Genomic DNA, 17621 nt, shown 5'->3' with positions numbered 1-17621 from the left:
AAAGTTACCAGCGGTAGTGGCTGAAGGCGCGGTTCGCTTCCGCCATGCGGTGCGTGTCTTCGCGCTTCTTCACCGCGTTGCCGCGGTTGTTCGCCGCATCCATCAGCTCACCCGAGAGACGGGCGGCCATGGTGTGCTCGCTACGGTTGCGGGCCGAGGTGATCAGCCAACGGATCGCGAGCGCCTGCGCACGCTCCGGACGAACTTCGACCGGAACCTGGTAGGTCGCACCGCCGACGCGGCGGCTGCGGACTTCGATGCCGGGCTTCACGTTGTTCAGCGCGTCATGGAAGACGCCGATCGGCTCGCGCTTGGCGCGCTGCTCGACGGTTTCCAGGGCACCATAGACGATCGCTTCTGCAACGGCCTTCTTGCCGTCCAGCATGACCGAATTCATGAACTTCGACAGAACCTGATCACCGTAGACGGGATCGGGCAGGATTTCCCGCTTTTCGGGACGACGACGACGTGCCATCTCACATAATTCCTTCTGATCTTCAGCCGATCCGGAACACGTCCGGGGCTTACTATGGCCTGATTACTTCGGACGCTTCGCGCCGTACTTCGAACGGCTCTGCTTACGATCCTTGACGCCCTGCGTATCGAGCACGCCGCGAAGGACGTGGTAGCGGACGCCGGGAAGATCGCGCACACGGCCACCGCGGATGAGCACGACCGAGTGCTCCTGCAGGTTGTGGCCTTCGCCCGGGATGTAGCTGATGACTTCGCGGCTGTTGGTCAGACGGACCTTGGCCACCTTACGAAGGGCCGAGTTCGGCTTCTTCGGGGTCGTCGTGTACACGCGGGTGCAGACACCGCGCTTCTGCGGGTTCTGTTCCATCGCAGGGACCTTGGACTTGGCCTTCTGCGGTTCGCGGCCCTTGCGGACCAGCTGGTTAATCGTCGGCATGAAGCCCTTCACCTTTCAGATGGTTACTTTGCTGGAGCCCTGTTGGACAGAATACGAAAAAGCCCCGAAGGCCTCAGCCCCCCGGGCGATTGCGTCTCCAGCAACGTTCAGCTCTTTGTACCCAAGGCAGGAATCGCCCTACCCGGAACCGGGCGGCCTATATCGATGCGGGGCCTTCCGGTCAACAGCGCGCCCCCTCGGGTCGCCACGCCCTGGGCGTTAACCCTTTCCAGGGGCTGCTCGCCGGCGGCGGCTGTGCTAGCCCGCTTGCCGAATAGGTTCAACATGGGGATGTGGCGCATGTTCAACGGCAACCGCAATCGGGAGGATCGCAACACCTCCTCGGCCAGCGCGGCACAGAGCAATGCCCGGCGCGGACAATTTTCGGTGCTTGGCGCCGACATCGTCGTCACCGGCAACCTCGTCGCCACCTCCGACCTGCATATCGACGGCCGAATCGAGGGCGATGTCCGCTGCGGCAGCCTGGTGCAGGGTGCCGAAAGCCAAATTTTCGGCCGAGTCGAAGCCGAGGACGCCCGCCTCGCCGGATCGGTCGAGGGATCGGTGCGCGCCCGCCAGCTCACCATCGAACGCACCGCGCGGATCACCGGCGACGTCGAGTACGAGACGATCATGGTCGAACAGGGCGGCCATATCGACGGCCGGCTCAAGCATATCGGCGGCGCGACCGCCACGGTCGCGCCGCCGGTGCTGATCAAGGCGAGCGAGGAAGCGGCCTGAGGCCCCTTCCCCCGCCGCTCACATGCCCTTGATCATGTCGTAGTGCTTGGAGATCACGGGCGCCGCATCCTTCGCAAAGTCGCGCAGCTGCGCCACGTCGCCGGCGTTGGCATAGGCCTGCACCGCGGCGAGCGCCTTCTGGTGCGCCGCGACCTGCTGGCTCTTGTACGCCGTGTCGAACTGGGAGCCGGTCGCCGATTCGAGCGTCTTCAGATTGGCCTGCTGCTCGTCGGTCATCGCTGGCGCAGGGGTAATCGCCGGGCTGGCCTTGCCTGCCGCCGCCTTCAGCATCGCGGTGGACTTGGTGTGATCCTCCACCATCTGCTTGCCGAAGCTCTTCAGGTCGCTGGCCGTCGCCTTCTGCTGCGCGAGCTTGCCGGCGGCGATCTCATAGGCGTCGCTCGCCGCGACCGTGTTGGCGAAGTCCTGGCCGGTCATCGGCGCCGCGGCCATGGCGTTGCCGTCCATGCCGTTCATTGCGCCCATATTGTCGCCCATCGTCTCGCCGGCGGGAACATTGGTAACGGTGTCGCCGCTGTTCATGGCGTCGGTGCCGCCATTGCTGTTGCCGCCGCAGGCAGCGAGCGCGAAAATCGGAGCGGCGCTAAGGATCAACAGGTGCTTCTTCATCATACAGACCTCCTGGGTTTCCGGGACCGAACGCCCCGCCCCCGGCCGCGTTCCGAAACTAGCGCCTTATGTATTTGAGTTGGCATCATAAGTTAGAAATCTCCGCCCCAGTGGCTCTGCAGCTTCGGCAATTCGTCGATGAATTGGTGCAGCGCAGCGCGATTGGTGCGGTGCGCAAACTTACGTTACCTTTGATCCATTTGCCGGTTAAATTCGCACCTTAGGTGGGGAACCTCACTGCAAGAGGACTTCCACGATGCACCAGGATGAACGAACCCGCCGCATGGAACGCCTGCGAAGCTCGATCGCGCTGCTGCTGTTCGGGCTCGGCACGCTGGCCTTCCTGATCGCGATCGACCGCCCCGAATGGTTCCACCTGCGCCCGGCGAGCGGCACCGCCGCGGCGATGTCGCACGCATCGAGCCCAGCGCCCGACCGGAACGACGGCTGACCGGACCTACAATCGTTTTCGCGCGTAGAGTCCGCCCATGATCGTCACCACCGCCCCGCGCGCCAAGCAGGTCCTTCGCGAAATCTGGGCGCCGCTGGCGCTGCTGTTCCTCTGGGACGTGATCGTCACCATCATCTATTACGTCCTGCCGTTCCGCGCGCCCTCGCTGCCGCTGACGCTGTTCGGATCGGTGCTGGCGCTGTTCCTCGGCTTCCGCTCCAACTCGGCCTATCAGCGCTGGTGGGAAGGCCGCGGGCTATGGGGGCTGATGATCAACGCCAGCCGCAACCTGGCGCGGATGGCGCGCAACTATCTGCCCGAAGGCGAGGCGGTCGACCTCAAGCGCACCATCGTGCTGCGCCAGATCGCCTATGTGAACGCGCTGCGCTGCCAGCTGCGCCGCCAGTCGGCGGACCAGGAAGTGCTGCGTTTCCTCTCCAGGGGCGAAGCGGATTTCGCGCTGGCCCGCACCAATATCCCCAACGGCATCGTCGACGGCACCGGCCGGCGGATCGAGATTGCGCGTTCGAAGGGCTGGATCACGTCGATGCAGCAGCATTCGATGGAAAGCGTGCTGATCGACATCGCCAATGCCCAGGGCGGCATGGAGCGGCTGAAGAACACGCCGCTGCCGATGCAATTCCGCTTCGTGCCGACCGCCTTCACCCACATCTTCTGCGTGCTGCTGCCGATCGGGCTGGTCGAGACGCTGGGGGTGGCGACGCCGCTGGGGTCGACCATCGCCGGGCTGATGTTCCTGGCGGTGCTCGCGATCGGCGACGATCTGGTCGATCCGTTCGCCAACACCGTGCACGATCTGCCGCTGAACGCGATGTGCCGCACGATCGAGATCGACCTGCTGCAATCGATCGGCGACCCTGCCCCCGAACCCGCCACGCCCGACAAGGCGGGCGTATTGTGGTGATTTCGCGACGGGTTGCCGCCCTGCCCCGCTTGCCGCTACAGGCAGCGGCGTAACGGGTGTCCTCCCGCCGATGGGGGGATGAAAAGGGAAGTCGGTGCAAAGTCCGGCGCTGCCCCCGCAACTGTAGCCGGTGAGCCGGCGCGCCAATCTGCCACTGGAGCCGCATTGCTTCCGGGAAGGCGGCGCGCCTGCGACGACCCGGAAGCCAGGAGACCTGCCCGTTACGGTCGATTCCTTCACGCGGGCGGGGTGCACCGGGTGATCGGGGCTGAAATCCCCGTGTGAGCGACACCAAACCATGCGGGAGCAGCCTGCTCCCCCATCCGGGTGTCTGATATGCAGTTCTTCAAGCTTTCCCTGTTCGCCACCGCCGCGCTCGCGCCGCTGGCCGCCCATGCCGATCCCGACGACGACCGCATCGTCGTCGTGGCGAGCGGCGTCGCCCAGCGCGCCGATACGGTCGGGCGCTCGATCACCACCATCGACCGCGAGGAGATCGAGCAGCGCCAGACCGTCGCGCTCTCCGACCTGCTCGCCACCACGCCCGGCGTCACCGTCGTCCGCAATGGCGGGCTCGGCACCGCGACCGCGCTCAGCATCCGCGGCGCGCAGAGCGACCAGACGCTGGTGCTGATCGACGGCATTCGCGTCGGCGATCCCTCCGCGACCGGTGGCGCCTACAATTTCGCCAGCCTGCTCGCCGGATCGGTCGAGCGCGTCGAGGTGCTGCGCGGGCCCAATTCGGTGATCTGGGGCAGCCAGGCGATCGGCGGGGTGGTCGACGTCACCACGCTGCAGGGCGAACAGGGCCTGCATGTCCGCGCCAATGCCGAGGGCGGGTCGTTCGGCACGTTCAACGGCAATGCCGCCATCGCCGGCGGCAACGACCGGGTGACCGCAGGGCTGACCGCGGGCTATCTCGCCACCGACGGCATTTCCGCCGCCGCCAACGGGAAGGAGGCCGACGGCTATCGCCAGCTCGGCGCGACCGGCAATGTCGAGGTGCAGCTGGCCCCCGGCCTCGCGCTCGACCTGCGCGGCTATTATGCCGACAGCAAGGTCGATCTCGACGGCTATGCCCCGCCGACCTACGAATTCGGCGATACGGGCGACTATGCCAAGACCCAGGAGATCTACGGCTATGCCGGGCTGAAGAACGACGCGTTCGGCGGCAGGCTGCACAACCGGCTGGGCTTCACCCTCTCCGACATCCACCGCGACGGCTATAACGAGGATTCCTCGATCGCGTACCGCTATCGCGGCCGCGCCGAGCGCTACACCTATCAGGGCGACGCGACGCTGGCCGAGCAGCTCCGCCTGGTGTTCGGCGCCGAGCATGAGCAGAGCCGCATCCGCTATGACGAGGGCTTCGGCAGCGCCGGACGCTACTCGGTGGGCATCACCAGCGTCTACGGCCAAGCGATCGTCACGCCGATCGAACCGGTGACGCTGACCGGCGGCGTCCGCCACGACAAGCACGACACGTTCGGCGGCCACTGGACGTGGAACGGCGATCTCGCCGTGCGCGCCACCGCGACCACGGTGCTGCACGCCAGCTTCGGCGAGGGCTTCAAGGCACCGACGCTCTACCAGCTCTACAGCGCCTATGGCGATCGCAACCTGCGGCCGGAGACGGCGCGGAGCTACGAGGCCGGGGTGCGCCAGACGCTGGCGGGCGGCAAGGTCGCGCTGGGTGCCACCTGGTTCCACCGCGATTCGGACAACCAGATCGACTACAATTTCGACACCTCGACCTATTACAACCTCAACAAGACGCGGGCGGAGGGCGTGGAGCTCGAGGCGCTGCTCCAGCCGGTGCAGGCGCTGACGGTGCGGGCGAATGTCACCCATGTCTTCTCGGAAAACCGCAGCACCGGGTACATCGGCAACGACCTGCCGCGCCGCCCGCGCGACACCGCCAATGTCTCGGCCGACTATCGCTTCCCCTTCGGGCTGGCGATCGGCGGCACGGTGACGATGGTGGGCGACAGCTTCAACGATGTCGGCAACCTGACCCCGATCGACGGCTATGCGCTGGCGAGCGTGCGCGCCGAGATGCCGGTGACGAAGCTGCTTTCGGTCTATGGCCGCGTCGATAATATCGGCGACGTGCGCTACCAGCAGATCACCGGCTACGGCACCTATGGCCGCGCTGCCTTTGGCGGCGTGCGGGTGCGCTTCCAGTGAGGTTCGGCGCCGCGCTGCTTGCCTGCCTGTGGCTCGCAGGCTGCGCGGCGCCGCCTTCCGTCGGCGGCGGGGGCATCGTCTCGATGAACCCGTGTGCCGACGCGACGCTGCTGGAACTGGTGCCGCCGTCGCGCATCGCTGCGATCAGCCACTACTCGCAGCGCGCGGACTCGACTTCGATCCCGCTCAACGTCGCCCGCCGCTTCCGCGGCAACAACGGCACGGCGGAGGAAGTGATCGGCCTGCGGCCCGATCTGGTGATCGCCAGCAGCTTCACCGCCCCCGCAACCCGCGAGGCCTTTTCCCGTGCGGGACTGAAGGTGCTGTACCTCGGCATCCCGCCTTCGATCGCCGAGAGCAAGGCGCAGGTGAGCGAACTCGCCGCCGCCGTGGGTGCACCCGCCAGGGGCGCCGCGCTCAACGCCCGGATCGACACCGCCGTCGCGGGTGCCCGCTGGACCGGGCCCAAGGCCCCCGCCCTGCTGTGGATCGGCGGCAACCTCGTCACCGGCGGCCAGACGCTGCTCGACGACCTGATGACCACCGCTGGTTTCTCGAACCAGGCCGCGCATTATGGCCTCACCCATACCGGCCATCTGCCGATGGAGCGGGTGATCGCCGATCCGCCGCGGGTGATGCTCGCCCCGGAGGAAGTCGGCCATGACAGCGATTCGCGCGCCGCGATGCTGCGCACGCGCGCCGTTGCCGAGACCGGGCTCAAGGTCACCCAGGCGCAGTTCTCGCGAAGCCTGGTCAATTGCGGTGGCCCGGTGATCCCCGCCGCGCTCGCCCGGCTCGCCGAGATCCGCAAGCAGGTCCGTTGAGCGGGCTCAGCGCCGCGAGATCACCTTCTCGATCGATTCGTGCCGTGCCGGATCAGCCTCGCCGAACTCGCGCTCCAGCCGGTCGCGGATGTCGAGCAATTGCCGTTCGCTGAGATGCTCGATGCCGATGAACTCGTTGCGCGCCTCGGCGATCGCGCGGATCACTTCGTCCAGCTTGGCCTGCAGCGCGGCGGCGTCGCGGTTCTGGGCGTTCTGGATCAGGAACACCATCAGGAAGGTGACGATGGTGGTGCCGGTGTTGATCACCAGCTGCCAGGTGTCCGACCAGTGGAACACCGGCCCGCTAAAGCCCCAGACCACGATGACCAGAAAGGCGAAGGCGAAGGCCGGCGGGCGGCCTGCCCATCCTGCGACGCTCTGCGCGAACCGTTCGAAAATGCGTCCCAAGCCGATGCTCCCATCCGTAGCTGCGTCGCTATGCGCGTGCCCCGGGCACTTGCCAATCGGGGCCATACGGCAGTGGGATAGGGCCAGGCGCTAAAGGGGGGCCGGCGTCGCCGCCAGCCCCCCATGTCGCCGGCCGGTCGGGTGGTGCGCCGAAGCGCATCGCCTGGCCCGTCGGCGGCCTGCGGCGAACGCCCCGGCAGGGGGACGATCACCGGATCGGCACGCGAACCGCCACCGGGAGGGGCGATCGTCGCGCACCTGCCGGGTCGGGCGGTTTCCTTGCGGCACCAGCACCGACACCAGCCTGCAAGATACTGACGTTGCTTCGGTTTCCCTCGGCGCCACCAGCCTTCCTACAGGTCGGAGGGTCTCACCCGCAGCGAGTCGGACCAAGCGGCAACGCCTGTTGATACTGTGGATAACGGGGATAACCCGCGCTCAGGCCCCTGGCAGCGCCCAGCCCGGCGCGGCGAGCTCGAACCCGGCAAAGTCGAAGCCCGGCACCACCACGCAGCTCACCAGACCCCAGCCGTGGGGCGCCTCGGTCGCCTGCCAGCGGCCGGCGGGCACCCGCGCCTGCGGCACTTGGCCCGCCAGCACGTCGCCGCCGAGCAGGACCCGTTCGATCGCCCCGTCCGGTCCCTCGATCCGCAGCTCGAGCGGCGATCCGGCGTGCCACAGCCACAGCTCATCGGCATCGACCCGGTGCCAGTGCGAACGCTGCCCCGCTTCCAGCAGGAACAGGATGCCCGTCCCGGGCGAGCGCGCTTCCCCCTCGCCGGCGGCCCGCCACGTCTCGCGGTACCAGCCGCCCTCGGGGTGCGCCGCCAGCCCCAGCTTCTCGATGATCGCCCGCGCCTCGTCCACCTGCCTGCCTCCTGCCTGAACGCCGCGTAGTATTGAGTTCATGCAACCGGGATTAAACCCGACACGTTCACTTCATCAACAACAACTCGGGGAGTAACCCATGCGTACCCTATTGCTTTCGCTCAGCGCCGCGGCGCTCGCCCTTCCTGCCGCAGTCGTGCTGCCCGCCACCCAAGCCGAGGCCAAGGCGTCGATCGGCCAGGACCGTTACTATCGCGACCATGACGATCGCCGCTATCGCGACGACCGCCGCTACCGCGACGACAACCGCCGCTACGCCTATCGCGAGTGGCGCGGCCGCGACGGCCGCCGCTATTGCCGCAAGCCTGACGGCACCACCGGAACCGTGGTCGGCGCGGTCGGCGGCGCGCTGCTTGGTCGCACCATCGACACCGATGGTGACCGCATGACGGGTACCCTGCTCGGCGGCGTCGCCGGCGCACTGGCCGGCCGCGCGATCGAAAAGGGCGGCAGCAACTGCCGCTGATGCGCTGAAGCATTAACCCCGGGGTGCTAGGCATCCCGGGGCATGCTTCGCGTCCTGATCCTCTCCACCCTCTTCCCGGACGCAGCGCGCCCGAATTTCGGCATCTTCGTGGAGCGCCAGAGCCGGGCGCTCGCGGCGCGCGACGGGGTGGAGATACGGGTCGTCTCCCCGCGCGGGCTGCCGCCCTTCCCGCTTGATCACCACCCGCGCTATGCCGCGCTCGCCGATCAGCCTACGCGCGAGGATTGGAACGGCCTCACCGTCCATCGCCCGCGCTTTCTGAACCTTCCCGGCACCGGCGGTCGCTTCCACGCCGCGATGCTTGCCCGCGCGCTCCGCCCGATGCTGGCCGAGTTGCACCGCGACTTTCCCTTCGACGTGATCAACGCCGAGTTCTTCTTCCCCGACGGCCCCGCTGCCGTCGCGCTGGGGAAGACCTTCGGCGTGCCGGTCTCAATCAAGGCGCGCGGCTCCGACATCCACCAATGGACCCGCCGTCCCGCCATCGCCCGGCAGATCGTGCGCGCGGGGCAGGCGGCGGACGGGCTGCTCTCCGTCTCGCTGGCGCTGCGCGACGACATGATCGCGCTCGGCATGCCGGCCGAGCGCACCGACTGCATCGTCACCGGCGTCGACCTCGCCCGCTTCGCCCCGCGCGACCGGGCCGCTGCCAAGCAGGCGCTCGGGATTACGGGACCGCTGGTCGCCTCGGTCGGCGCGCTGATCCCGCTCAAGGGTCATGATTTGCTGATCGAGGCGGTCGCCCGTTTGCCCGGCGTGCACCTCGCCATTGCCGGACAGGGGCCGGAGGCCGAGCGGCTCCAGGCGCAGATCGCCGCGCTGGGCTGCGCGGATCGCATCCGGCTGTGTGGCCCTCTCCCCCCGGACGAGATCGCCGCGCTGCTCGCCGCCGCCGATGTGATGGCGCTCGCCTCCGCCTCCGAAGGGCTCGCCAATGCCTGGCTGGAGGCGCTGGCGAGCGGCACGCCGATCGTGATCCCCGATGTGGGCGGCGCGCGCCAGGTGGTGACCGGGCCCAGCGCCGGCCGCATCGTCGATCGCACCCCTATCGCGCTTGCCGCCGGGATCGCCGAACTGCTCGCCGCGCCCCCGGCCCCCGAAGACGTTCGCCGCATCGCCGCGCCCTTCACCTGGGAGGCCAATAGCGAACGATTGCACCTGCACCTCGAACGGCTCGTCGCTCGGCATCGCGGAACCTGAACGTATCTGCAGGGGTTCGTAGCTGTCGGGGAAACGCAAGGAGCCCGTGATGCAGAAGCCCAAGCCCTATCGATCGCCGCGCCGCCGCCACTCCCATGCCGCACTGCCGCCGCGCCGCCTGCGTCGCGTCGCCTCCGCGCCGGTCGATACCGATTTCGACATCGTCTTCGAATGGGAAGGCGACGGCCCCACCCACCATTGAGCTCGCCCGCCGCCAAACGTTGACAGCGCGAATCGCTTGGCGGAAGCTGGGGGCTTCACCCAGAGAGGGAGGTGCGGCATGGCCGGCAAGAAAGAGAAGAAGGCAAAGAAGGACGACAAGAAGACCTCGTTCCTGCCCAAGGTGATCGACGGCATCAAGCTGCCCAAGGAAGCCCGCCGCCAGCTTACCGCGCTCGCCAAGCACCCGGTCATCGCCGATCTGCTCGCCTCCGGCCTGGTTGCGCTCGCCCAGCGGATCAAGGGCGACAGCGCCAAGGCCGAAGCCACGCCCGCGCCCGAACCCACGCCTGCACCGGCAGCCACCGAAGCCGCGGCGCCCCCCGCAAAGCCGACCGTAAAGCGGATCCGCAAGCCGGCCGCCACCACCGCCGCGCCCGCCGAGGCCGCGCCCGCCGCCAAGCCCGCGCCGGTACGCCGCGCCCGCAAGCCCGCCACCGCCAAGCCGGTCGCCGCCGCAGACACGACCGCAGCACCCGCCGCCACCGAAACCCCGGCCGCCAAGCCCGCCAAGGCACCGCCGCCGCGCCGCACCCGCAAGAAGGCCGATACCGCGACCAAGCCGCGCACCCGCCGCACGCCGCCCAAGACGGAGAGCTGATCGCCTGCTATCCTGCCCCTCGGGGTAACAGGGGAATAGGGCATGCCGACCACGCACGCGCCCGAGACGCATGGGCCCGGCCATGCGATCGAGCGCCTGATCTTCTTTTCGGACGCGGTGTTCGCCATCGCGATCACGCTGCTGATCATCGAGATCCATGTACCGCACGTGCATCCGCCCTATACGGATGCGGCGTTCCTGCGCGCGCTGGCACCGCTGGGCGTGGAGTTTCTCAGCTTCTTCGTGTCGTTCTTCGTGATCGGCGCCTTCTGGGCCGGGCATCACCGCGCCTTCGATTGCGCGCGCCACTGGTCGCCCAGGTTGATCCTGCCCAATCTCTGCATGCTGAGCACGGTGGCGGCGATGCCGTTCTTCACCGCCTTCTCGTCCGAATATTACGGGTACCGGGTACCTTCGGCGCTCTACGCCTTCTGGATGATGCTGATCGCGCTCGCCAATATCTGGGTGCAGCGGCTGGCGACCTCCCCGCCGGTGGTCGGCGAGCGCGTGTCCAAGGCGCATTGCCGGGTGATCCGCCAGCGCGGGATTGCGACGCTGCTCGGAACGATCTCCGCCTTCGCGATGGCGCTGATCTTTCCGTTCGCCGCGCAGATGACGCTGGCGACCATTCCCTTGTGGCGGCTGCTGCTCCAGCGGATCGCGCCACCCAAGGCATAAACGGCAGATACGGAAACGGGCCCCGCCTTGCGGCGGGGCCCGTGTCGTCCGTTCGTCGCGGCGATCAGCGACGATGGTTGTTGCGGTCGTGCTTCTCGTAGCGGATCTTCGCCGACAGCGCGTCGTAGCGGCGGTCGAGATCGCGGCGTTCCTGCATGGTCAGGCCGGGGCGCGAGGCGCGATAGCGGGCCTCCAGGCGCACCAGGCCGCGATATTCGTTGCGGATCTGGGTCGCCTCGCGGCGGCTGAGCGAACCCGAGCGGATGCCCTGGTTGATGCGCTGTTCGATGCGATCCTGACGCGCATTGATGTTCTGCCAGCCCGGCTGGGCCGATGCGGGAACGGCGGCGGTGGCGACACCAAGGCCGGCGATCAGCAGCATGAACTTCTTCATCGGATACTCCTCAATTCGACTGGACCGCCCCTGCGGTCGACAACCCTTGTGGAACGCCGATGTCACCCCTTTGTCCCATAAGACGCGGTTTTCCGTCACCAAGTGTCGCAAGCCGGAGAGCTTCGTTCAGGTTCAGGCGGCGAGAAGGCGTTCCGCCTGGGCGCGCGCCTCGGGCGTGATCTCCGCACCCGAGAGCATCCGCGCGATTTCCTCGCGCCGCTGCTCGGGGGTGAGCGGGGTCACCCCGGTGCGGGTGACGATGCCGTCGTGACTCTTGGCGATCAGCAGGTGCCGCGCGCCGCGCGCCGCGACCTGCGGGCTGTGGGTCACCACCAGCAGCTGCGAGCCGTGCGCCAGCCGCGCTAGCCGCTCGCCGATCGCATCGGCCACCGCGCCGCCGACGCCGCGATCGATCTCGTCGAAGATCAGCGTGCGGGCGCCGCCCTCTTCGGCCAGCGCCACCTTCATCGCGAGGATGAAGCGCGAAAGCTCGCCGCCGCTGGCGATCTTCATCAGCGGGGCGAAGGGCGCGCCGGGGTTGGTCGAGACCTCGAACTCCACCCGGTCCATGCCGGCGGCGCTCCACTGGTGCTCGTCGAGCGGCTCCACCACGGTGCGGAAGCGCGCAGCATCCAGCTTGAGCGGCTTGAGTTCGCTCGCCACCGCCGCATCCAGCCGCGCCGCCGCCATGGTGCGCATCGCCGAAAGCGTCTGCGCCGCCTCGCGATACGCGGCATGGGCTGTTGTCGCCGCCTTCTCCAGCTTGGCGATGCCCGCGCCGCCGCTGGTCAGCCGCTCCATCCGGCCGGAAAGCTCCGCCAGCAGCCCGGGAAGTTCATCCGGCTGCACGCGGTGCTTGCGGGCGACAGCGCGCAATTCGAACAGCCGCGCCTCGTCGGCCTCCAGCAAGGCGGGATCGAAGGCGAGCGCCTCGGCCGCCGCATCGACCTGCGCCTGCGCCTCGCTGCCTTCGGTGATCGCGCGGTCGATCGCCGCCAGCGCCTCGGCCAGTGCTTCATGATCGTCGGACACGCGCTCCAGGATCCGCGCCGCCTGCCGCAGCCGGGCGAGTCCACCGTCGGATCCTTCGAGCAGATCGGCGATGCCTTGCAGGTCGGTCGCGATCTTCTCGCCCCGCTGCATCGAGGCGCGGCGCTCGGCGAGCCGTTCCTCCTCGCCTTCCTCGGGGGCGAGCGCGGCGAGTTCGGTGACAGCATGTTCCAGCCATTCGCGATCGCGCTCGGCGCTATCCTGCTCGGCGCGCGCCACCGCCAGCGCATCTTCGGCCGCACGCCAGGCGCGGTGCGCGATCGCCACCGCCCCCGTGTCGCAGCGCCCGAAGGAATCGAGCAGCAGCCGGTGCCCGCGCGGATTGAGCAGCCCGCGATCATCATGCTGGCCGTGGATCTCGACGAGGTGCGGCGCCAGTTCGCGCAGGAACCCGGCGGACGCGGGCTGGTCGTTGACGAACGCCCGGCTGCCGCCATCGGCCTTGACCAGCCGGCGGACCAGCAGCGGCTCGCCCGGCTCCAGCTCCATGCCGTTCTGGGCGAAGAGATTGGCGATCTCGCCGTCGGCGGCAGGCGGCACGAAGCTCGCCACCACCACCGCCTGCGCCGCGCCGCTGCGGACCAGCCCGCTATCGGCGCGCGCGCCCAGCGCCAGCCCCAGCGCATCAAGCAGGATCGACTTGCCGGCCCCGGTCTCCCCGGTCAGCACGCCGAGCCCTTCGCCGAACTCCAGGTCCAGCGCCTCGATCAGCACCACGTCGCGAATGGATAGCGCGGTTAGCATCGGGGCCTCCTATCGCAGGAACAGGAGAAGAACGAAAGTGCTTTTAGCTCGCAGGCTTGGGCGGCGGACTGGCCTTGGCGGCAGCGGCCACCTTGTCTTGGTTTTCCTGCATCAGCTCATAGGCGTGCTTGTACCAGTCGGTACCCGGATAGTTGGCACCGAGCACCGCGGCGGCCTTGTTGGCCTCCTCCGGCACGCCCATCGCGAGATAGCTCTCGGTCAGGCGCATCAGCGCCTCGGGCACGTGGGTGGTCATCTGGTAGTTGTCGACCACGTTGCGGAAGCGCAGCGCGGCCGCCAGCCACTGGCCGCGCCCCTCGTAGAAGCGGCCGATTTCCATTTCCTTGCCGCCCAGGTGATCGCGGACGAGATCGAGCTTGAGGCGGGCGTCGGCGGCGTACTTGGAATTGGGGTAGCGGCGAATCAGCTCGCCGAGCGAATCGAGCGCCTGCTGGGTGATCTTCTGGTCGCGGGTGACGTCGCTGATCTGCTCGTAATAGGAAATGCCGACCAGATAATAGGCATAGGGTGCGTCGCGGTTGCCGGGGTGCACCGCCAGGAAGCGCTGCGCCGAGGCGATCGCTTCGGCATAGTCACGGTTCAGATAATAGCTGAACGCACCCATCAACTGCGCACGCCGTGCCCAGACGGAATAGGGATGCTGGCGCTCCACTTCATCGAACAGCGCCGCGGCAAGCTTATATTGGTGCTGGTCCAGCTTCTGCTTGGCCGTGCTGTACAAGGTGCCCACGTCGCGCGCGACATAGGGAAGATCCTTCACTCCGCCGCGCTTGGCGCAGCCGGCGACGGAAAGGGCGAACACCGGGAGAAGCGCGAACGCAAGCGCGCGAGGCAGAGGACTACGCATATGGCGGGGTTCTTAGACCGGGGCCGTGGCTGCAAACAATCCTTTTCGGGGCGGGATTGCGGCGGAACCCGCATCGCGCCACATGCGCTGGCGTTTCCGTGACCGTTACCGAAGGGAATATCCTGTGCCCGCCACGCTGCTCGCCACCCACCGCGTCGAAAAACCCTGGGGTCGCCACACCCTGTATCCGGGCTTCGCCGATCCCGCCAAGGATGGCGATCCGGTGGGCGAGGTCTGGTTCCAGACGCCGGGCGATTCCACCCCGGACCTGCTGATCAAGTATCTGTTCACCAGCGAGAAATTGTCGGTTCAGGTCCATCCGAACGACGAGCAGGCGCACGCCGCCGGGCTGCCGCGCGGCAAGGACGAATGCTGGGTGATCCTCGACGCCCAGCCCGACTCTACGATCGCGCTCGGCACCAAGCAGCCCTATTCCCGCGAGGAACTCCGTGCCGGCGCGCTCGACGGCTCGATCGAAGACATGCTCGACTGGAAGCCGGTCAAGGCCGGCGATTTCTTCTACTCGGCCTCGGGAACTGTCCACGCGATCGGCGCGGGAATCACCCTGATCGAGGTCCAGCAGAACAGCGAGACCACCTATCGCCTCTATGATTATGGCCGCCCGCGCGAGCTGCATCTGGAGGCGGGCATCGCCGTCGCCGATCCCGTGCCCTTCGTGCCGCACCCGATGCCGGGCGCCGTCGCGCCGAATCGCACCATCCTGGTCGAGGGACCGAAGTTCGTGCTCGAGCGGTGGGAAGGCGGCAAGCGCCGCTTCGACCTGCCGGAGGGCACCACCGGCTGGCTGATCCCGATCCAGGGCGAAGGCGTGGTCGACGGCGTCGCCTTCAAGGCCGGCGAGTGCGTGACCGTCCAGGGCCATGCCGAACTCCACGCCGACGTCGGCAGCGACCTGCTGTTCGCCTATCCGGGCGACGCCCGAATCCCGGCGATGGACGCGGCATGAACCCCGCGTAGTTTCATATTCACGCAACTTGCCGCGGCCCCTACACGTTCGGCACGCATCGATAACGATAATGACAAGGATATTCCCGATGCGCATGTTGTTCGTAGCCGCCGCGGCGGCGGCGCTGACCCTGCCGACGGTACCGGCGATGGCGCAGGGCTGGCAGAATCGCGACGCCCATTGGCAGGACCGCGGCCATGGCCGCGATCACGATGGACGCGATCATGACAACCGCTGGAATGATCGCGGGCGCGGCCATGGCGCGGATCGCGGCGATTGGCGCCGTTTCCGCAACTATGACTATAACCGCCCGGGTCCCGGCCAGCGCCGTTATTATGCCGACCAATATTATCGCGACGGCCGCTATTATCAGGAGCGCCGCCTGAGCCGGAACGACCGCATCTATCGCGGCCGCGACAATCGCTATTATTGCCGCCGCAACGACGGCACGACCGGCCTGATCGTCGGCGGCCTGGGCGGCGGCCTGCTGGGCAACGCGCTGTCTTCGGGCGGCAATGCGACGCTCGGCACGCTGCTCGGCGCGGTGGCGGGCGGCGCGCTCGGCCACTCGGTGGACCGCGGCAACGTCCGCTGCCGCTGAGGCCGCACGGCAAAACATGAAGAGGGGCCCGGTTTGCCGGGCCCCTTTTTTGTTGCCTAGATGAACCCGCCGGTGAGCATCAGCCGCACGCCGCTGACGATCAGGATCAGCAGGTTGAGGTTCCGCCCCGCCGTCCCGCGCGAGAGCATCCCCACCGCCGTGCCGGTGAGCGCGATCGGAAAGGCGATCCAGTTGACCAGCGGCACGAAGGGGAACGGGATGATCCCCACCAGCGCAAAGGGCAGCGCCACCAGCCCGATCAGCAGCGAGAGTATGTTGAACATGCGCGGCATGTGGGGCGGCAGAGGTGTGTTATCAAGATAGGGCAGCACGCCTTCCAGGTGTAAAAAGAATTTGACACCCGAGGGCTGCATGTCCAATTTGTTTTACACCTGATGCGATGGCGAGGGGGCCCGATGACAAGACAGCGAAAACTGGCAATGGCAGCCGTCACGATGGTGCTGGCCGCCATCGCCGCCGGGATTTTGATTGGCCTGCTCCCCCGGCATCTGCCCCTGGCAGCGGGCGGCCCGCTTGCCGCGCTGGTGCTCCTCGGCGCGTTCATGGCCATGCTCCCCTATTGGCGGCGCCTCGATCACATGCAGCAGGATAGCCGGTTGCTCAGCTGGTATTGGGGCGGGACCTTCGGCGGCGGCCTGGGATTATTGCTGGCGCTGATGGCGGCCGGTGCCCGCAGCCCGCTCTTCGCCGGGGCCGCCCTGGTCTGGGGTCTTCAGTTCGCCGGCTACACGGCGGTGCGCCTCCGCTGGTGGCTGGCGCACCGCGCGCCCTCCGCATGAAGAACCGCCTGCGCGAAGAACGCCTGGCGCGAGGGCTCAGCCAAGGCGAGTTGGCGGAGCGAATGGACGTTTCCCGCCAGACCATCAACGCCGTGGAAGCGGACAAATACGATCCGTCGCTTCCTCTGGCGTACAAGCTGGCCGCGTTCTTCGACATGCCGGTCGAAACGCTTTTCTCCAACCCGTTCAGATCCTGATCTCGTCGAGGAAGCGCCCGGATGACTCCGAAGCTTGTAATCGCAATCGCGTTGCTGATCGCACTGCTGGTCTACATGACGGCGCCTGCACTCGCCGCCCTTGTCACCCGGCACCCCGAACGACGGCTGATCTATCGGCTGGCCCCGCTTACCCTGTTCTCGTTCCTGCTCTGGGTGGCACTCCTTGCATGGGCCCTTACCGGCCAACGCGACGATGCCCGCGTCGCGCGATACGTGGCGAAGTTGCGCGGGAGCAATCGCCTGCCGATCGCGATCGCGCTGCTGGTTCTCGTCGGGCTGGCGGGCAGCCTCCTGCCCCTGTTGCGCTGACCCCGCGATGGAATGGCTCGTCGCCGCCGGCTTGATCCTGTGCTTCACGATCGCCCTGCCCCCCGCCCTCCGCGCAGCCAAGCGATCGCTCCGGGGCAACAAGCGCATGGCCGGGATCGCGATGTCGCTCGGCATGGCGTTCGCCTTCCTCCACGATCCCCGCGCGAACGAACGCATCGAGCAGGTGCGAAAGTCCGAGAAGGACGCCGAAGATGCGGGCTCTACAGCGGCAGGATCGCGCGAGCGGGGCCGCAAGTCTCCTGGATCAGATGCCCGATAAATCCATCGTGGCCGGGCGTTTGTATCTCGCGCCCTCGATCGCGCTGTACGCAAAATCGAAAAACTCCCCGGTCTGCGTGTAGGCGCGGACGGAAAACTGGCTCTTGTTGATGCGCACGATGGCCACTGGATCGGCTCTCGACCGGAGATAGAGCTGGACGGTCGCACCGCCATGCAGGCACTCGTCCACGCTATCGACGATTTCTCGTCCCGCAGAATGATCTTTCGCACTCATGCCAACG

General features: G+C 67.6%; 26 protein-coding genes and 1 riboswitch. Of the genes, 16 read left to right on the top strand and 10 right to left on the bottom strand.

What is annotated here, in order from left to right; translation table 11 throughout:
* Window positions 1-4: 4 nt before the first annotated feature.
* Window positions 5-475 carry a 30S ribosomal protein S7 gene (gene rpsG, locus ACTJKY_RS06370; protein WP_066719917.1) on the bottom strand — a complete coding sequence of 157 codons (471 nt, stop codon included), beginning with the start codon at window positions 473-475 and terminating at the stop codon, window positions 5-7.
* A 63-nt stretch (window positions 476-538) separates the two neighbouring features.
* Window positions 539-910, bottom strand: coding sequence for a 30S ribosomal protein S12 (rpsL, locus tag ACTJKY_RS06365; RefSeq protein WP_010545715.1), 372 nt, complete (start codon window positions 908-910; stop codon window positions 539-541).
* A gap of 285 nt (window positions 911-1195) precedes the next feature.
* Between rpsL and ACTJKY_RS06360 the strand changes: the two genes are divergently transcribed.
* Window positions 1196-1651 carry a bactofilin family protein gene (locus tag ACTJKY_RS06360; RefSeq protein WP_440844904.1) on the top strand — a complete coding sequence of 152 codons (456 nt, stop codon included), beginning with the start codon at window positions 1196-1198 and terminating at the stop codon, window positions 1649-1651.
* Between the two features lie 18 nt (window positions 1652-1669).
* Here ACTJKY_RS06360 and ACTJKY_RS06355 read toward each other — a convergent pair whose 3' ends face one another.
* Window positions 1670-2284: a DUF4142 domain-containing protein gene (locus tag ACTJKY_RS06355; RefSeq protein WP_440844903.1), complete on the bottom strand. Its 615-nt coding sequence runs from the start codon at window positions 2282-2284 to the stop codon at window positions 1670-1672.
* A 280-nt stretch (window positions 2285-2564) separates the two neighbouring features.
* Between ACTJKY_RS06355 and ACTJKY_RS06350 the strand changes: the two genes are divergently transcribed.
* The 4 genes from ACTJKY_RS06350 (at window position 2565) to ACTJKY_RS06335 (ending at window position 6668) form a co-directional block, all read left to right on the top strand.
* Window positions 2565-2732 carry a hypothetical protein gene (locus tag ACTJKY_RS06350; RefSeq protein WP_313535827.1) on the top strand — a complete coding sequence of 56 codons (168 nt, stop codon included), beginning with the start codon at window positions 2565-2567 and terminating at the stop codon, window positions 2730-2732.
* A gap of 37 nt (window positions 2733-2769) precedes the next feature.
* Window positions 2770-3657: a bestrophin family protein gene (locus ACTJKY_RS06345; RefSeq protein ID WP_440844902.1), complete on the top strand. Its 888-nt coding sequence runs from the start codon at window positions 2770-2772 to the stop codon at window positions 3655-3657.
* A 37-nt stretch (window positions 3658-3694) separates the two neighbouring features.
* A riboswitch (cobalamin riboswitch) is annotated at window positions 3695-3893 on the top strand.
* 100 nt (window positions 3894-3993) lie between these two features.
* Window positions 3994-5844, top strand: a complete 1851-nt coding sequence (locus ACTJKY_RS06340; protein WP_440844900.1) for a TonB-dependent receptor plug domain-containing protein — start codon at window positions 3994-3996, stop codon at window positions 5842-5844.
* Window positions 5841-6668: an ABC transporter substrate-binding protein gene (locus tag ACTJKY_RS06335; RefSeq protein WP_440844898.1), complete on the top strand. Its 828-nt coding sequence runs from the start codon at window positions 5841-5843 to the stop codon at window positions 6666-6668. The genes ACTJKY_RS06340 and ACTJKY_RS06335 overlap by 4 nt, the downstream gene beginning before the upstream one ends.
* A 6-nt stretch (window positions 6669-6674) precedes the next feature.
* On the opposite strand, the gene ACTJKY_RS06330 is transcribed toward ACTJKY_RS06335, so the two are convergent.
* Window positions 6675-7076: a low affinity iron permease family protein gene (locus ACTJKY_RS06330; RefSeq protein ID WP_440844897.1), complete on the bottom strand. Its 402-nt coding sequence runs from the start codon at window positions 7074-7076 to the stop codon at window positions 6675-6677.
* A gap of 438 nt (window positions 7077-7514) precedes the next feature.
* Window positions 7515-7943: a cupin domain-containing protein gene (locus tag ACTJKY_RS06325; protein ID WP_440844896.1), complete on the bottom strand. Its 429-nt coding sequence runs from the start codon at window positions 7941-7943 to the stop codon at window positions 7515-7517.
* A 100-nt stretch (window positions 7944-8043) separates the two neighbouring features.
* Here ACTJKY_RS06325 and ACTJKY_RS06320 point away from each other — a divergent pair, with 100 nt between their 5' ends.
* The 5 genes from ACTJKY_RS06320 to ACTJKY_RS06300 all read left to right on the top strand — a co-directional run bounded on the left by ACTJKY_RS06320 (window position 8044) and on the right by ACTJKY_RS06300 (window position 11149).
* Complete coding sequence (locus ACTJKY_RS06320; RefSeq protein ID WP_440844895.1) at window positions 8044-8430, top strand: glycine zipper 2TM domain-containing protein; 387 nt, start codon at window positions 8044-8046, stop codon at window positions 8428-8430.
* A gap of 42 nt (window positions 8431-8472) precedes the next feature.
* The gene (locus ACTJKY_RS06315; protein WP_440844894.1) at window positions 8473-9651 is read left to right on the top strand and encodes a glycosyltransferase; all 1179 of its coding nucleotides are present in this window, start codon (window positions 8473-8475) and stop codon (window positions 9649-9651) included.
* 49 nt (window positions 9652-9700) lie between these two features.
* Window positions 9701-9853: a hypothetical protein gene (locus ACTJKY_RS06310; RefSeq protein WP_440844893.1), complete on the top strand. Its 153-nt coding sequence runs from the start codon at window positions 9701-9703 to the stop codon at window positions 9851-9853.
* A gap of 78 nt (window positions 9854-9931) precedes the next feature.
* Entirely contained in the window at window positions 9932-10471 is a 540-nt protein-coding gene (locus tag ACTJKY_RS06305) for a hypothetical protein (protein ID WP_440844892.1), read from the top strand.
* Window positions 10472-10513: 42 nt separating this feature from the next.
* Window positions 10514-11149 (top strand): TMEM175 family protein, encoded by a 636-nt coding sequence (locus tag ACTJKY_RS06300; RefSeq protein ID WP_440844891.1) that lies wholly within the window; start codon window positions 10514-10516, stop codon window positions 11147-11149.
* A 64-nt stretch (window positions 11150-11213) separates the two neighbouring features.
* Here ACTJKY_RS06300 and ACTJKY_RS06295 read toward each other — a convergent pair whose 3' ends face one another.
* The 3 genes from ACTJKY_RS06295 to ACTJKY_RS06285 form a co-directional block, all read right to left on the bottom strand.
* The gene (locus ACTJKY_RS06295; protein ID WP_294257525.1) at window positions 11214-11543 is read right to left on the bottom strand and encodes a hypothetical protein; all 330 of its coding nucleotides are present in this window, start codon (window positions 11541-11543) and stop codon (window positions 11214-11216) included.
* Window positions 11544-11675: 132 nt separating this feature from the next.
* Window positions 11676-13337 (bottom strand): DNA repair protein RecN, encoded by a 1662-nt coding sequence (gene recN / locus ACTJKY_RS06290; RefSeq protein ID WP_440844890.1) that lies wholly within the window; start codon window positions 13335-13337, stop codon window positions 11676-11678.
* Between the two features lie 43 nt (window positions 13338-13380).
* Window positions 13381-14205 carry an outer membrane protein assembly factor BamD gene (locus tag ACTJKY_RS06285; protein ID WP_440844889.1) on the bottom strand — a complete coding sequence of 275 codons (825 nt, stop codon included), beginning with the start codon at window positions 14203-14205 and terminating at the stop codon, window positions 13381-13383.
* A gap of 124 nt (window positions 14206-14329) precedes the next feature.
* On the opposite strand from ACTJKY_RS06285, the gene ACTJKY_RS06280 reads away from it, so the two are divergent.
* Both ACTJKY_RS06280 and ACTJKY_RS06275 read left to right on the top strand, forming a co-directional pair.
* Window positions 14330-15172, top strand: coding sequence for a class I mannose-6-phosphate isomerase (locus tag ACTJKY_RS06280; protein WP_440844888.1), 843 nt, complete (start codon window positions 14330-14332; stop codon window positions 15170-15172).
* A gap of 88 nt (window positions 15173-15260) precedes the next feature.
* Entirely contained in the window at window positions 15261-15773 is a 513-nt protein-coding gene (locus ACTJKY_RS06275; protein WP_440844887.1) for a glycine zipper 2TM domain-containing protein, read from the top strand.
* Window positions 15774-15829: 56 nt separating this feature from the next.
* Here ACTJKY_RS06275 and ACTJKY_RS06270 read toward each other — a convergent pair whose 3' ends face one another.
* Window positions 15830-16057: a hypothetical protein gene (locus tag ACTJKY_RS06270; RefSeq protein ID WP_440844886.1), complete on the bottom strand. Its 228-nt coding sequence runs from the start codon at window positions 16055-16057 to the stop codon at window positions 15830-15832.
* A 132-nt stretch (window positions 16058-16189) separates the two neighbouring features.
* Here ACTJKY_RS06270 and ACTJKY_RS06265 point away from each other — a divergent pair, with 132 nt between their 5' ends.
* From ACTJKY_RS06265 to ACTJKY_RS06250, 4 genes are read left to right on the top strand one after another with little or no spacing between them, the layout of a single operon-like run.
* Complete coding sequence (locus ACTJKY_RS06265; RefSeq protein ID WP_440844884.1) at window positions 16190-16573, top strand: hypothetical protein; 384 nt, start codon at window positions 16190-16192, stop codon at window positions 16571-16573.
* The gene (locus tag ACTJKY_RS06260; RefSeq protein ID WP_440844883.1) at window positions 16570-16770 is read left to right on the top strand and encodes a helix-turn-helix transcriptional regulator; all 201 of its coding nucleotides are present in this window, start codon (window positions 16570-16572) and stop codon (window positions 16768-16770) included. The genes ACTJKY_RS06265 and ACTJKY_RS06260 overlap by 4 nt, the downstream gene beginning before the upstream one ends.
* A gap of 21 nt (window positions 16771-16791) precedes the next feature.
* The gene (locus tag ACTJKY_RS06255; protein ID WP_440844882.1) at window positions 16792-17100 is read left to right on the top strand and encodes a hypothetical protein; all 309 of its coding nucleotides are present in this window, start codon (window positions 16792-16794) and stop codon (window positions 17098-17100) included.
* Window positions 17101-17107: 7 nt separating this feature from the next.
* Complete coding sequence (locus tag ACTJKY_RS06250; protein ID WP_440844881.1) at window positions 17108-17380, top strand: hypothetical protein; 273 nt, start codon at window positions 17108-17110, stop codon at window positions 17378-17380.
* Here ACTJKY_RS06250 and ACTJKY_RS06245 read toward each other — a convergent pair.
* Window positions 17366-17614, bottom strand: coding sequence for a hypothetical protein (locus ACTJKY_RS06245; RefSeq protein ID WP_440844880.1), 249 nt, complete (start codon window positions 17612-17614; stop codon window positions 17366-17368). The two genes, ACTJKY_RS06250 and ACTJKY_RS06245, sit on opposite strands and share 15 nt — an antisense overlap.
* Window positions 17615-17621: the final 7 nt, after the last annotated feature.

The organism is Sphingomonas sp. 22176, from assembly GCF_052045505.1.
Classification (GTDB): Bacteria; Pseudomonadota; Alphaproteobacteria; order Sphingomonadales; family Sphingomonadaceae; genus Sphingomonas.
The sequence above is the reverse complement of the archived record's forward strand: the minus strand, read 5'-3'. Positions and strand labels throughout refer to the sequence as shown.

Bases quoted from the DNA above. Each gene is read 5' to 3' on its own strand.
- rpsG (WP_066719917.1), bottom strand. From the start codon at position 475: ATGGCACGTCGTCGTCGTCCCGAAAAGCGGGAAATCCTGCCCGATCCC.
- rpsL (WP_010545715.1), bottom strand. From the start codon at position 910: ATGCCGACGATTAACCAGCTGGTCCGCAAGGGCCGCGAACCGCAGAAG.
- ACTJKY_RS06360 (WP_440844904.1), top strand. From the start codon at position 1,196: ATGGGGATGTGGCGCATGTTCAACGGCAACCGCAATCGGGAGGATCGC.
- ACTJKY_RS06355 (WP_440844903.1), bottom strand. From the start codon at position 2,284: ATGATGAAGAAGCACCTGTTGATCCTTAGCGCCGCTCCGATTTTCGCG.
- ACTJKY_RS06350 (WP_313535827.1), top strand. From the start codon at position 2,565: ATGGAACGCCTGCGAAGCTCGATCGCGCTGCTGCTGTTCGGGCTCGGC.
- ACTJKY_RS06345 (WP_440844902.1), top strand. From the start codon at position 2,770: ATGATCGTCACCACCGCCCCGCGCGCCAAGCAGGTCCTTCGCGAAATC.
- ACTJKY_RS06340 (WP_440844900.1), top strand. From the start codon at position 3,994: ATGCAGTTCTTCAAGCTTTCCCTGTTCGCCACCGCCGCGCTCGCGCCG.
- ACTJKY_RS06320 (WP_440844895.1), top strand. From the start codon at position 8,044: ATGCGTACCCTATTGCTTTCGCTCAGCGCCGCGGCGCTCGCCCTTCCT.
- ACTJKY_RS06315 (WP_440844894.1), top strand. From the start codon at position 8,473: ATGCTTCGCGTCCTGATCCTCTCCACCCTCTTCCCGGACGCAGCGCGC.
- ACTJKY_RS06310 (WP_440844893.1), top strand. From the start codon at position 9,701: ATGCAGAAGCCCAAGCCCTATCGATCGCCGCGCCGCCGCCACTCCCAT.
- ACTJKY_RS06305 (WP_440844892.1), top strand. From the start codon at position 9,932: ATGGCCGGCAAGAAAGAGAAGAAGGCAAAGAAGGACGACAAGAAGACC.
- ACTJKY_RS06300 (WP_440844891.1), top strand. From the start codon at position 10,514: ATGCCGACCACGCACGCGCCCGAGACGCATGGGCCCGGCCATGCGATC.
- ACTJKY_RS06295 (WP_294257525.1), bottom strand. From the start codon at position 11,543: ATGAAGAAGTTCATGCTGCTGATCGCCGGCCTTGGTGTCGCCACCGCC.
- recN (WP_440844890.1), bottom strand. From the start codon at position 13,337: ATGCTAACCGCGCTATCCATTCGCGACGTGGTGCTGATCGAGGCGCTG.
- ACTJKY_RS06285 (WP_440844889.1), bottom strand. From the start codon at position 14,205: ATGCGTAGTCCTCTGCCTCGCGCGCTTGCGTTCGCGCTTCTCCCGGTG.
- ACTJKY_RS06275 (WP_440844887.1), top strand. From the start codon at position 15,261: ATGCGCATGTTGTTCGTAGCCGCCGCGGCGGCGGCGCTGACCCTGCCG.
- ACTJKY_RS06270 (WP_440844886.1), bottom strand. From the start codon at position 16,057: ATGTTCAACATACTCTCGCTGCTGATCGGGCTGGTGGCGCTGCCCTTT.
- ACTJKY_RS06265 (WP_440844884.1), top strand. From the start codon at position 16,190: ATGACAAGACAGCGAAAACTGGCAATGGCAGCCGTCACGATGGTGCTG.
- ACTJKY_RS06260 (WP_440844883.1), top strand. From the start codon at position 16,570: ATGAAGAACCGCCTGCGCGAAGAACGCCTGGCGCGAGGGCTCAGCCAA.
- ACTJKY_RS06255 (WP_440844882.1), top strand. From the start codon at position 16,792: ATGACTCCGAAGCTTGTAATCGCAATCGCGTTGCTGATCGCACTGCTG.
- ACTJKY_RS06250 (WP_440844881.1), top strand. From the start codon at position 17,108: ATGGAATGGCTCGTCGCCGCCGGCTTGATCCTGTGCTTCACGATCGCC.
- ACTJKY_RS06245 (WP_440844880.1), bottom strand. From the start codon at position 17,614: ATGAGTGCGAAAGATCATTCTGCGGGACGAGAAATCGTCGATAGCGTG.